We start from the raw sequence: 13,575 nt of genomic DNA, 5'->3' as shown, positions 1-13,575 counted from the left end.
ATCTCATTTTATAATTTTACACCATGCAAACCGACCGAAAAATTATTCATGTAGATATGGATGCGTTTTACGCTTCTGTAGAACAGCATGATTTTCCTGAACTGAAAGGAAAACCTTTGGTGGTCGGTGGTGGACAATATGGCGTGGTGGCTGCAGCAAGTTATGAAGCCCGAAAATACGGAATCCGTTCTGCGATGCCAGGGAAAATTGCTTTAGAAAAATGCCCGCATCTGATTGTGGTAAAACCCCGTTTTCATCGCTACAAAGAAATTTCACAACAGATCAGAAAGATATTTTATGAATTCACCGATTTGGTAGAACCGCTTTCTTTGGATGAAGCTTATCTGGACGTTACAGAAAATAAAAAAGGCATCGGATCTGCACAGGAAATCGCGCGACAAATAAGAACCCGTATTTTCGAAGAAACCGGTCTTACAGCTTCTGCGGGGATTTCGGTGAATAAATTTCTGGCAAAAGTCGCTTCCGATTACCGCAAACCCAACGGACAGAAAACCATTCATCCGACCCAGATTCTTGAGTTCATGGAAAAGCTTCCGATTGAGAAATTCTACGGAATCGGAAAAGTGACGGCCAACAAAATGCACGAACTTCATATTTTCACCGGTAAGGAATTAAAGGAAAAATCACTGGAAGAACTGATTCGGCTTTTCGGAAAGGCAGGGAACTACTATTACAACGTGGTTCGCGGAATTCACAAAAGCGAAGTAAAACCTCACCGAATCCAGAAAAGTGTCGCGGTGGAAGAAACTTTCTGGGAAAATCTTTTGGATGAAGATGCTGTTTTTAAGCAGTTGCAAATCATCAGCGATGAACTGGAAGCGCGGCTTTCTAAAAAAGAAATCAAAGGAAAGTCTTTAACACTCAAGATTAAATATAAAGATTTCACCGTTTATACCCGCAGCAAAACACAGGAAGTATATTTTGACAATGCTCAGGACTTCTACGAAACTGCTCAAAACCTTTGGGGACTCCGACCTTTTGACAAACCCGTGCGTCTGCTGGGATTATCACTTTCCAATCTGAACACCCAGGAAAAGAAGCAGATTTCTGTGCAGCTTAAAATTCCTTTTGAGGAATTTATGAGATAAATCACTTTAGCTTAGTTTTATTAGTAAATTTTCACTATATTTATAATATTATTCTTCAACACGGAGATAAAGACAATTATAAACACAGTTAATGATAACTTTAAGAGATTGGGGACTTAGCGCCCTTACAGATATACAGGACGAAGATAAGATGATTAATTTTTCAGGATATTCCATCTTGTATTCTGCAACAGAAAATGTACACCTGCTTATTTTCGATAATGTAGTAAACATAACTCCCGAAACCTTCTATTTTATTCCTCCGGAAAGTACGGTTCAGTTTATGGGTGAAACCAAACACGCTATACTGATATGGTTTAAAGTCGATCTTTTCATAGACAGGCTGGAGTTTCTGCAACACATCAAGAAGGGAATATTTTTCAGAGATCCACTGGGCTGGGCTGTACCAAATAACTTTATGCCCTATGAATCAATCTTGAAATATTATTACCAACCCACTCAGGAAAAGTTCATCAATAAACTGTTTACCAAAAATCTGTTTCTCAACTTTTTGGAATTCATCCTGATCCGCTCATTGATGGACTACGATCCCAAGTTGGAGGAATACCGAAAAGAAAGCTATGAGAAAGAGATAACAAATGACTTTATTTATCTCTTGCAGAAAGAAACAACATTTAGCTTTACTATGGAATATTACGCAGAGAAACTCAATATTTCCAAACGGACACTGGATAACGCGGTGCAAACAATGTACGGATGTACCGCGAAACGGTTCATTACCGCCAAGGCGTTGGAAAAAGCCAAAAGACTACTTCGGGGGACAGAAACTCCCATCAAGATTATTAGTCAGGAATTAGGATTTTCAGAAGAGAGCAATTTCAGTAATTTCTTCCGTAAGCACACAGACTGTTCACCCAGTGAGTTCCGTGACCGTGCTGTAAGCCAGATCCCAAATCTTCGGACAAAACTTTCTTAGTTACAATCAATATTTTGTGCCATGAAAAACATTATAACTTTCAGTTTCATGCTGCTTACCGCACTGTTTGCGAAAAATTTAACTGCTCAGAGTGACGGTGCTGCAGTCCTGAATATTGTTTTGCATCCCGTTCAAACCCTGACGATCAATACTGCTGATCAAACCGTAAATCTGGAATACAGAACCAGAGAGGATTACAGCAAGGGCGTCAGCCTCAACAAAGAAAACCATTTACAGATCTACAGCACGGGAGGCTACGTAATCCGCGTAAAGACTGCGGACCCTAGGCTGCAGTCAGCCGCAAACAGTGCTGCCGGAATTGACGCAGGTGATATCACAGTTACAGCAAGTAAAGGCACCACCACTGGCTACGAATCATTTATCTCTGCCCCGGTACAGCTGTCGGCTTCTTTTGGGGAACTTATTTCAAGCCCTGCGGGAGCAAGTAAAGCATTTAATATTAATTACACTGCAAAAGGAGATAACAAATACCTCAATCTCTTTACCAAGAACCAGAATCCAACGGTATATACCACTCAGGTAGTCTATAGTATTGAACCCCAATAAATTTCGGGTAGCAGGCAGTTGCTAGGGAGCATTCGCACTTTCCGTTTATTTTCCATTTCCTTTTATTTCCTTCTGACCAAATCAGCGGGAAAAGCGGTGCTGTTTCATATTTATACCTCGTAAAAATTTCAGGCTGAAAATGCAGTCGCCTGAAAAGGAACAAACCGAATGGTATTAAAATAGAGAATAACGCAAAAAAAATCATTGATAAAAGCAAAAACCGCAATAGACGGCTGAATGAACAAATGCATAAGTTATTTGTTTTTTTTCATAAAGTACTTTAATTAGTAGCACATTACATTTGCACCATCAAAAAAGCACCTAGCTTACCAACAACATTTGAAACAACAACAACAAAAAAAAATTATGAAAAAAGGAATTTTATTCGCAATGTTCTTAGGAGGATTATTTGCAGCTAATGCACAAACCGCAGGACCTGCAACTGGAGATGTAACACTTAACGTTAACCTTTACCCTTTGCAGTCTATCGTGGTGAACCCATCAAAAGTAGTAGACTTAGACTACAAAACTTCAGCAGATTACTTAAATGGTGTTAACAAGACGGAAGTTGATCATTTAAACGTATTCAGTACCGGAGCATTCGATGTAAAAGTAAAGTCAACTAGTACTGAGTTAACAGGAGCAGGAACTGCAATTCCATTATCAGACATTAAAATTATCGCTTCTCAAGGAACCACTACTGGAACAACTCCTTTAATATTTACACCGACTTCAGAAGTAACTCTTTCAGCGACTGAGCAGATCATTGGCGGAAGTACTGCCGCGGGAAGTGGAAACATCAGTGTTAATTACAAAGCAGCAGGTAATAATGACTATTTATCGCGTGTTGTGGCTGGTGCAAATACAACATACACAGCGAATCTAGTGTACTCTATTATCGCAAAGTAATCTATTTTCAATATCTCTAAAGACAATTTAAGACGCTCTTAAATTGTCTTTTTTCAATTATATGAAGAATCCATTCCAATCTCTTTTTTTCCTGTTGCTGGTTCCCTTTGCTACCGTTCAGGGCCAGACAGGATTGAGTGTAAGCCCACCAAGAACGTATGTAACTTCTGTCGCCGGGGAATCCACGGTGAACAGGATTCTGGTGACTAATACGAGCAAAAGCACTTCTTTAAATCTGACCGTTTCACTAAGCGACTGGCAATACGAAGAAAGTGGGAATAACATCATGGCCGAACCCGGGACACTGCCAAATTCTGCAACCTCATGGATTACGGTAAAGCCGCAATCTTATTTTACACTTCCGCCAGGGGAAACCCATGAGCTTGAAGTTACACTTACCGCCCCGGCCCAAACCGATTCGGTGGAAGTACATACCGCTCTGCTTTTCATTACGCAGACCAATCCTGTAGATTCATTCGAACAGGGCGCTCTTGTAAAGGTAAGTTTAAGATCGGGGGTCAAGATTTACCACCGCTACAACACGCCAGCAAATCCCAATATCGAATTTAATGATTACCGGTTCGAAAAGAAAGCCAGAAATCTGGATCTTTCTTTGCAGAATACAGGAAATACCTGGACCGACGGTACGGTAATTACAGAAATGGTGAATGTGAACGACGGCACCAAATACGAACTCGCCGATCAGATTATCTACACCCTTCCCGGTGACCGAAGAAACGTAACGGTTCCGCTACCGAAAAATTTAAAACCCGGAAAATACACTGCTTCATCCACCCTGTCTTATGGCGACGATGATACGATAAAAATGGCCGAACTGGCTTTTGCATATGAATAAGACTTTGCTTTTTATCAGTATACTATGGACCGCTATTTATAGCGCACAGCCAGTAAAAGTCACCTCGTGGGCACCTGGCTGGGCCGGCGTACAAAATTATAATGGACTGCAGGTTAATAACCATTCTGTAATTTTTCTGGAATTGCAGGATTCTCAGGGAAATCAAATGAAGGAATGGACCCTGTCTTTCCGTGTAAATGGGAATATTACCAATGGCTCCAAGAATTTCCCTCCTTCCAGCTTGAAGTTTCAGTTCAGTTACCTCACCAGTAACGGACCCAATTCAGATGGGGTCTATCCCACTCCAGGAAATATGGGTCTTATAACAAGCCCAGTTCCATTTCCGGCTTTAAATACTACAGATCTGGTGAAGAACTCAAAGTACAGTTTCCAGGTCAATAATAAATATTTTTCGACAAACCTGAATTATCATCTTATTATCGATGGTGGCGCCTACCTGCAGGAGTACTACTCTGCGCAAAATTATGTAATTAATCTAATGATAGAACTTAAGAATGCGAAGGGAGAATTGCAGGCGTCGGCACCGCTTAGATTTGAGATGCAGATTATGCCTAGTGGCCCCCCTCCAAACTCTCCCACTTACGGCATTCAGTTTGACCAAACCGCAAAAAATGTTCTGCTGGAATTTAAAACAGCGAATGATTATGCAAATGGCGTTTCCAAAACCTTAATCAAAGCATTTTCTACATTCTCAAATACGCCGTACGTAGTACGGGTAAATACGCTCAACACCAACCTGATCAGCAGCACCAACAAAACCCTGCCGGTAAATGCCGTCAAATTAAGTGTACGCGACAGTCAAACCCAGACTGTTACCGGAACAGTAAATCTTTCCAGTTCGCAGCAGAATGTACTAACCAGCGGCTTACACAGCACAGCCAAATTCTTTGACACGATTTACTCCACACAGGCTGGGGATCCTACATTTTTCAACAAATCATCCGAACAATACTCAGGAACCCTGGTCTATACCATGATTCCTCAATAAATCACTGTGGGCTCATTCAGGACCATACTTAGCTTCTTTTTCATACTCGGAACAACACTCGGTTATTCCCAGAGTGATGTGCTATCCATTGAAACCGACAAAGCCATTGTAGTTGCAAATGGAGAGATACGGAATTTAATGGTCAGAATTGAAAACAAAAGCGAAAATCTTCAGGATGTACATCTTGTAACCAAAACCGACGAAGGCGTACGGGTACTGAACACGGAAATCCGTATTAAAATTGAGCCCAAAGAAAAAGTTTTTGTTCCTTTTAAAATTTTTATTGAAAAAAGACAGCCCGCAGGCTCTTCACTTATCACCCTGCACTTGCAGGATTCCACACAAAAAACAGTGGCATCGTGGGAAACAGTACTGACGGTTGAACCTAAGCGACTCCTGAGGATCTCTGCAAATGACCCGCAAATTCTTATCTACCGCGTGGGAGATTCGCTGAAAATATCGTCTCAGGTGACCAACGGAGGTAACCAAACCGAGCAGGCAGAAATCTATGCGACCTTTCCTCAATATCTGGGCAGCGAAACGGTTATGAAAAAAAAAGTAACCCTCAACCCCTTCACCAGTCAGGAAGTCGTGTTTTCAAAACTTATTGACCGCGATTTGTTAAAAATGGAAATCTTTACAGTGAATGTTGCGGGCACAAACAGCAATAAAGAATTTTTCGGCAATACTATGGTGACAGTACAGAATGCTTTAGGAAGCCGAAGGTATATTGATCCGCTTCAGAACAATAATTACCGCGGTCTTAGCGTAAATCATATTTCCTGGAGCACAAGTAATCCTTTTGATAAATTTTCAGCGTCTCACAATGTTGACCTCCGCACAGAAGTGAACATAGGCAATACCAAAGCCATGATAAACCTTAACGGAACTTACTGGCCCAGTCTTGACACAAAAATGATGTTTCAGAATTCCTGGCTGAAGTTGGAGCATAAAGAGTTCGGCGTACAGCTTGGAAACCTTAACAGCTCTGATTTAGAGATTACCCTGAACGGAAGGGGTGCGCAATTTACCTATACCCCGGATGCAGAGCGAAAAACATTGATCACTGCCGGAGCAGTCGAAAAAAGCTACAATATCTTCGATCCCGTCCGGTTAAATAATTTACCGCGTGGATATTCTGCATTTGCCAAAACGGCCTACCATATGGATGAAGACAAAACCCTGGATAGCGAAGTGATTTTAGACACCGATCCTTTCCAAAAAAGCTTTATCATCAAAGGGGGATATGAATACAACAACAGGAAAAATGAATCATACGGCATCGACCTTGGTTATGGTCATACACGATCCGTAACGGACGAAAACAATGCACAATCTTCGGTATCCTTAGGCCTCAACTACCGTAAAACCTGGGACAAATATGCGTTCAGTTCTACTAATTATCACAGCAGCGGGTACTATCCGGGGATTAAACGAGGCAGCACGGTCTCTGAACAGCGCTTAAGCAGATCTTTTGAGAAATTCTCTCTTTACGGAGCTTACAGCCTTAATATTTATGACCCCAGAAATATTGAATCGCTGTACCAGTTCAGTTCGCTTGCGCAAAGGCACCGGGCAGAGCTCGGTTCTAATTTTACCATTGCGAAAAGGATTGGAGTGAATATGATTTCACAATTATCCACCGAAAAATCAGATGTTTTTGTTGGTGATTATTTTTCGCGCTTGCCTGCACAATTTAATGCTGCCTCGCTGGCCACTACATTTAATTACAGCACAGCAGACCACAACAACCGTATCACCTTTACTTACGCACAGGGCATTTCATACTATCAGGACATTACAGAACCGCGGCATATTTATAGTTTTCAGGCCAACCTGCAGCACAGGAACCTGATGCTCAGCACCACCTATCAGCATGGAAATTTCCTGCTTTATGAAGGAAACCGCAATGGCGTTTTAAGTTCTGAAACTGAACAATTTTCAGCCGTAGCCACCTACCGTCTCACCCTCCTGAACTACAAGATGAATCTTAATCTCAGCAGCATGGTTAATCTCGACACTCAATCAGGAAAAAGTTTTTCCTTCAACTCCAATTTCGATTACCGCCTGTTCCGCTCCACCAAGATCTTCGCAAACTATAACTATAACAGGTATTCGCGAAATGGTTTCGATACCGGAAATACATATTACCAACTTGGCGTTTCTCAGGATTTACCCAGCATAGGTGATGAAACCGTGAAATACAAAAACGGAAGCATCAAGGTTTTCACTTACTATGATCTTAACAATAATAATATTTACGAACCGGAGACCGACCAACCTGCCGGAGGCGTAAAAGTAAAGATCAACAATACCATCTTTATTTCCGGCGATGACGGCAACATCAAATACCGAAAGGTACCTTACGGTGAATATACGGTGAAATCAATCGAGAATGATTGGTATGGAGATGCCAGCAAAATAGACCTGCAGCAGAAAGAAATATTCCTCACTCTTCCGCTGGAAAAAACAACCATCATGAGAGGAAAAATTGTCTATGAGAAAACTTCGAAAACTCAATATGAGGTTCAGGAGCACCTTGCGGGAATACCGGTTCTTTTCAGAAACACCTCGGGCAAGATATTCACTTTCTATACCAACGCAGCAGGTGAATATACGGCTTATATCCCCTTAGGAACCTATCACGTCTCGTTGGAAAGCCAGGTTTTACAGAAGAATGTATATGTAGACAAAAACATTGAGTCTGCCGTTGCCGAACAAGGCGTTGTGAAAATTCTTGAAAATATCCTTCTCAAAGTAAAAGAAAAGAAAGTAGAAGTTAAAAAATTCGGCATCACAGATTAATCAGTTTGGGATGGCGGATCAGCCATTCAGTTTTTTTTATTTCACCGTTTCGCGGCCTGCGACTTTTTTGGTGGATTTTAATGATTTTCATTTCTCATCTGAATTTTGTTAAATCATCCTGAACTTCTTATCATAGATCAATACCTGCTTCGATTATCCGCTTTATTTTTGCACCCAGATAACAATTAAATATTTAACAATGAAAAAAATATCAATTTTGGCACTTTCAGTCGCTTTGGTTGCCGTATCATGTAAAGAATCAAAAACCGACAACGTTACCGCTACTACAGAACAAGCCGTTGCTGAACATGCCGGAGAAATCTTTACCATAAATACAGACAGCAGCACGGTGAACTGGACTGCCTACCACAAAGGCGGATTGAATCCAAGATTTGGAACGACCAAAACAACCGGGACCTTTTCTGTAGAAAACGGAAACATCACCTCAGGAAGCCTGATATCAGACATCAATACTTTAACTACAGATCCCACCGCCGTAGATCCTAAACTAAGTGAAGGAAAAACTGCCGCTGACCTCGACACGCATTTGAAAAGTGCAGATTTCTTCGATGTTGCAAAATACCCAAGTGTGAAGTTCGACATCACCAAAGTGGAAGACCTTCCTGCAGGTACAGAAAGTAAAGTGGAAGGAGCCAACAAAAAAATAAGCGGAAACCTTACCATCAAAGACAAAACAGTAAACGTAACTTTCCCGGCAAAAGTGGAAGTGACTGACGGGAAAATAAATTTCGTGTCTAAATTCACTATCAACAGACAGGATTGGGGCCTAGCTTATGGCGCTGAAGGCGATCCAAAAGACTGGATGATTTCCCAGGAAGTTGACCTTGAACTGAATATTGTTGCAGATAAATAATTTTTTCAACACATCCATTAAAGCCGCAATTCTTGCGGCTTTTTTTTTGCGGTATAAACAGGGAATAAAATCTTTCTGATGATTCATCATTAATTTCAACATATTGAGCAAAAGGCTTTTAAATCATTTAAACCTTACTTTATAATGCTTTTGTATTTTCCCGGTTTCATTTTTTTAATAATGGCAATATTAAGCGCTTATCTAATTCTATTTTTACATTCATGGAAATTCAAAAATCAGCTTTTAAAACAAATTTTAATCCTTTAAAAACAAAAAAACGACTTCTCCATTAATTTCGGGACGGTTTTTGCTCCTCCATTTCAAAATCTTTACACATGAACCCAACTATGATTCAGTTTTTCCATTGGTACTCGGATGGAGATGCGCAACTGTATGATGAGATAAAAAATTCAGCTTCCTATTTAAAGGAATTAGGTATATCTGCAGTTTGGTTCCCACCTGCTTACAAAGGTGCTGGTGGTGGTTATTCGGTAGGTTATGATCCTTATGACTTGTACGATTTGGGAGAATTTGACCAGAAAGGAACCGTTCCCACAAAATATGGAACCAAAGAGCAATACCTTAATAGTTGCAAAACTTTACAGAAAAACGGGATTTCAGTAATTGTGGATGTCGTCCTCGACCACAAAGCGGGTGGCGATGAAAAAGAAAAATTCCATGCGGTAAAAGTGAATCCCGAAAACCGCCAGGAAAACCTGTCTGAACCTTTCGAAATAGAGTCCTACACTCAATTTACTTTTCCAGGAAGAGGCGAAAAATATTCGAATTTTAAGTGGGATTTCCAATGCTTTTCCGGCGTTGATTTTGCCGAAGGTCAGGAAGAAGGAATTTACCAAATCATCAATGACCACGGCGAAGGTTGGGAAGAAATGATTTCTGATGAAAAAGGAAATTATGATTATTTAATGTTCAACGACATCGACCAAAGAAACCCTTTTGTACGCGAAGAATTAAATAATTGGGGAAAATGGTATCACGACCAGGTTCATTTTGACGGTGTCCGTTTGGATGCCGTAAAACATCAATCCCCCGACTTTTACAAAGAATGGCTATACACTTTGAGAGCCAATACAGGAAAGAACATTTTCGCGGTCGGCGAATATTGGGCGCCTGGAGAAGTAAACCTTTTGGAAGAATATATTGAAGCTACGGAAGGTTCGATGAGTTTATTCGATGCTTCATTGCAGCAGAACTTTCATGATGCTTCTCTGGCCGGTGCGGAATATGATTTAAGAAAAATCTTCGATGAAACTTTAACGCTGGTCAATCCGCTTTTATCGGTAACGCTGGTAGACAATCACGACACGCAGCCTTTGCAGGAACTGGAAGCGCCGGTTGAAAAATGGTTTAAGCCGTTGGCGTATGCTTTAATTTTATTGAGAAAAGACGGTTATCCCTGCGTTTTTTATCCCGATTTATTCGGGGCACAATATACGGATAAAGACAAAGAAGGAAATGATCAGGATATAGTTCTTGATAAAGTCGAGAAGATTGAGGAACTGTTAAAAGCCAGAAAATTATTTGCTTACGGAGATCAGCGTGATTATTTCGAAGATGCCAACTGTCTCGGCTGGGTTCGTGAAGGCGATGATGAACATAATGGTTGCGCAGTAGTTCTCAGCAATAAAGACGCCTACAGCAAACCTATGGAAATAGGGACGCGATATGCCGGACAGACTTTCTATGATTTTCTGGGTTGGTTTGCTGATAAAATTACCATCGATGAAAACGGCTGGGCAAACTTTCCTGTTCCGGCGGGAAATGTTTCGGTTTGGGTTCCGGAGAATTAAACACAAAGTAGATTAATAGATTCACAAATTACAGTATTAAATATTTCGTTTAAACACAAAGGAACGAATGCAAAATTTTCCGACCAAAATTTCACTATTTAAATTTTCAGATTTTAAACTGATGCGGCCGGTCTTTTAAAAAACAGTTTAAATAAGGACTTCCAAACTGATTTTAATTTAAAATTTAAGATTCCGTCAACACTTATTTAGGACTTTATTAACAGTCTATCTTTCCTTAACCCACTATCTTTGTTGAATTAAAATTTTAAAGCATGAGCAACAACCTTCATATAAAAGCATTTGGAACCCCCTCGAAAGATGATGATTTAAAAGAAATGACCATCGACCGGCGAGAGGTGCAGCCGAAAGATATCGAAATTGACATTCTATATTGCGGCGTTTGTCACAGTGATTTGCATACGGCCAGAAACGATTGGGGCGGCACAAAATATCCCGCCGTTCCCGGACACGAAATTATCGGAAGAATAACCAAAGTGGGCGATGAAGTGACCAAATTTAAAGTCGGCGATTTAGCTGGTGTTGGCTGTCTGGTGGATTCCTGCAGAGAATGCGAAAGCTGCAGACACGATCTGGAACAATATTGCCTCAACGGATCCACCGGAACCTACAACGGAAGAGATAAATACTTAAACCAACAAACCTTTGGAGGATATTCCGAAAAGATAATAGTTGACGAAGATTTTGTTTTACACATTCCAGAAAACTTAGACTTAAAAGCGGTTGCACCGTTACTTTGTGCGGGAATCACCACCTGGTCACCATTGAAACACTGGAACGTAAAAGAAGGCAGCAAAGTCGCAGTCGTTGGTTTGGGAGGATTAGGCCACATGGCGATCAAACTGGCAAGAGCATTGGGCGCCGAAGTAACTTTAATCTCCAGAAGCCCTGATAAAATTCAGGATGCGTTGGATTTAGGAGCACACGCCGTGGTCATTTCGACCTACGAAAATGAAATGAAAGCGGCAGCCGGAAAATTCGATTTGATCATCGACACTGTTCCTTACGATCACGATATCAATCCCTATCTGGCAACATTGAACATCAATGGAACTTTGGTTTTAGTAGGATTTATCGGAAAACTGGAAGATGCGCTATCGACGCCACCGATGATTTTAGGAAGAAGATCCGTTGCCGGTTCTGTCATTGGTGGAATTAAAGAAACTCAGGAAATGCTTGATTTCTGCGGCGAACACAATATTTTACCGGAAATTGAAATGATCAATATACAATACATCAACAAGGCTTACGAAAGAATGTTAAAGAGCGACGTGAGGTACCGTTTTGTCATTGACATGCAGTCTTTTAAAAATTAAGAATCCTTATATAATTAAAAATCCGGTTGAGAACTCAGCCGGATTTTTTTGTTATTTTTTGAGGATTTCTTTCGCTGTTTTTTGCGTTCCATCAATCGGCTCCGTAATTTTTAAATTTAAAATATCAGTAACAATCGGGTAAATATTTACGTTTTGAAATTCAGCTATTTTTCTATTTTGTTTAAAGGCTGGGCCAAAAGCAATAAAAGCAGCCTTCATTTCAGGAACTTCATACGGACTGTAGCCGTGTTTTCCCAACGATGTTTTTTTGCCTTTTTCTAAAAATACTTTGGGCGCTTTTGGCACCAGTAGAATTTGACCAATTCGGTTATACCGATCATCTTTCGGTGAGAAGTTCAATTTTTTCGGAAATTTTTTGTCGAGAAAAACGTCATAGTCGGCGGTTTTGCTTTTCTTTAATTCCCGATAAACCGCATTTACTTCTGCCGGATTTTTCACCACTACTCTTAATAAAGTATTTGCATTGTAAAAGTCAAAACGGCTTTTGTCGAAAAGGATTTCAGGAATGGCAATTGGTTTTTCAAGATCAACTTTTATCATTCCATGATCGGCGACAAAAATGAAATTTACATTTTTAAGTCCCAACTGATTTACTTTTTCGACCAATGTTCCGACGGCAGAATCAGTCAGATGAACTGCGTTTACCGCCTCTTTACTGTCTGGCCCAAAATGATGACCGGCACCGTCAACTTCAGGAAAATACAACGTAATAAAGTGAGGACGCCGGTCAGCCGGCAATTTTAACCAATCGATGACTTTATCTACTTTTTCAATGGGACTGAATTTCTCGTGATAATGATAATAATAAGTTGGCCGCGCACCACCGGCATCGCTTGCCGAACCGACCCACATCATCGATGCAGATAACATTCCCTGTTTTTCCGCCAAACTCCAAAGCGGCGTTCCTCCGTACCAGCTTCCGTCTTCTGCATTTTCTTTGCTGCTCATTTTGTAGAACTCTTTCTTTTGATAATCGTAGAAAAAATTATCGATCAAACCATGATGAGCAGGATACAAACCGGTAATCAAACTCCAGTGATTAGGAAAAGTTATCGACGGAAAACTGGGCAACATCGCTGCCGAAACACCGGTTTTTGCCAACTTTAAAAGATGGTCCGCTTTATATTTTTCAGCATAATCATATCGGAAACCATCACTTGATATCAATATTACATAGGGTTGTGTGAGCGCTTCGACCGAATTTTTCCGGTTTAAACTGACCACCTGAGCGGTATCGGTTTGCGAAAAACCACCAATAAAACTTAAAATCAAAAGGAAGGAAAAGAGGAATTTTTTCATAATAATCAGAATAAACACAAAGTTAGCCTTTAAAAACAAATACA

Annotated in this window: 11 protein-coding genes; 10 read left to right on the top strand and 1 reads right to left on the bottom strand. The window is 40.6% G+C overall.

Going from position 1 to position 13,575, the window contains the following annotated elements; translation table 11 throughout:
- Positions 1–23: 23 nt before the first annotated feature.
- From dinB to NBC122_RS06375, 10 genes are all read left to right on the top strand, one after another.
- The gene (gene dinB, locus NBC122_RS06420) at positions 24–1,109 is read left to right on the top strand and encodes a DNA polymerase IV (RefSeq protein WP_133439591.1); all 1,086 of its coding nucleotides are present in this window, start codon (positions 24–26) and stop codon (positions 1,107–1,109) included.
- A 91-nt stretch (positions 1,110–1,200) separates the two neighbouring features.
- On the top strand, positions 1,201–2,046 hold the full coding sequence (locus tag NBC122_RS06415) for a helix-turn-helix domain-containing protein (RefSeq protein ID WP_133439590.1): 846 nt from the start codon (positions 1,201–1,203) through the stop codon (positions 2,044–2,046).
- 21 nt (positions 2,047–2,067) lie between these two features.
- Positions 2,068–2,613, top strand: coding sequence for a hypothetical protein (locus NBC122_RS06410; protein WP_133439589.1), 546 nt, complete (start codon positions 2,068–2,070; stop codon positions 2,611–2,613).
- Positions 2,614–2,979: 366 nt separating this feature from the next.
- On the top strand, positions 2,980–3,522 hold the full coding sequence (locus NBC122_RS06405; protein ID WP_133439588.1) for a hypothetical protein: 543 nt from the start codon (positions 2,980–2,982) through the stop codon (positions 3,520–3,522).
- 61 nt (positions 3,523–3,583) lie between these two features.
- Positions 3,584–4,378 (top strand): fimbrial biogenesis chaperone, encoded by a 795-nt coding sequence (locus NBC122_RS06400; RefSeq protein ID WP_133439587.1) that lies wholly within the window; start codon positions 3,584–3,586, stop codon positions 4,376–4,378.
- On the top strand, positions 4,371–5,387 hold the full coding sequence (locus tag NBC122_RS06395; protein ID WP_133439586.1) for a hypothetical protein: 1,017 nt from the start codon (positions 4,371–4,373) through the stop codon (positions 5,385–5,387). Before NBC122_RS06400 ends, NBC122_RS06395 begins: the two co-directional genes overlap by 8 nt.
- Before the next feature lie 78 nt (positions 5,388–5,465).
- Positions 5,466–8,192 carry a hypothetical protein gene (locus NBC122_RS06390; protein WP_246012470.1) on the top strand — a complete coding sequence of 909 codons (2,727 nt, stop codon included), beginning with the start codon at positions 5,466–5,468 and terminating at the stop codon, positions 8,190–8,192.
- Between the two features lie 199 nt (positions 8,193–8,391).
- Positions 8,392–9,066, top strand: coding sequence for a YceI family protein (locus NBC122_RS06385; RefSeq protein ID WP_133439584.1), 675 nt, complete (start codon positions 8,392–8,394; stop codon positions 9,064–9,066).
- A gap of 335 nt (positions 9,067–9,401) precedes the next feature.
- Positions 9,402–10,877 (top strand): alpha-amylase, encoded by a 1,476-nt coding sequence (locus tag NBC122_RS06380; protein WP_133439583.1) that lies wholly within the window; start codon positions 9,402–9,404, stop codon positions 10,875–10,877.
- 272 nt (positions 10,878–11,149) lie between these two features.
- The gene (locus tag NBC122_RS06375) at positions 11,150–12,211 is read left to right on the top strand and encodes an NAD(P)-dependent alcohol dehydrogenase (protein WP_133439582.1); all 1,062 of its coding nucleotides are present in this window, start codon (positions 11,150–11,152) and stop codon (positions 12,209–12,211) included.
- Positions 12,212–12,262: 51 nt separating this feature from the next.
- Here NBC122_RS06375 and NBC122_RS06370 read toward each other — a convergent pair whose 3' ends face one another.
- A complete protein-coding gene (locus NBC122_RS06370) occupies positions 12,263–13,531 on the bottom strand; it encodes an alkaline phosphatase family protein (protein ID WP_133439581.1) in 1,269 nt (422 codons plus the stop codon).
- Positions 13,532–13,575: the final 44 nt, after the last annotated feature.

The sequence above is a fragment of the Chryseobacterium salivictor genome (assembly GCF_004359195.1).
In the GTDB taxonomy this organism is placed as follows: Bacteria; Bacteroidota; Bacteroidia; order Flavobacteriales; family Weeksellaceae; genus Kaistella; species Kaistella salivictor.
This window is presented reverse-complemented; position numbering and strand designations above follow the sequence as displayed.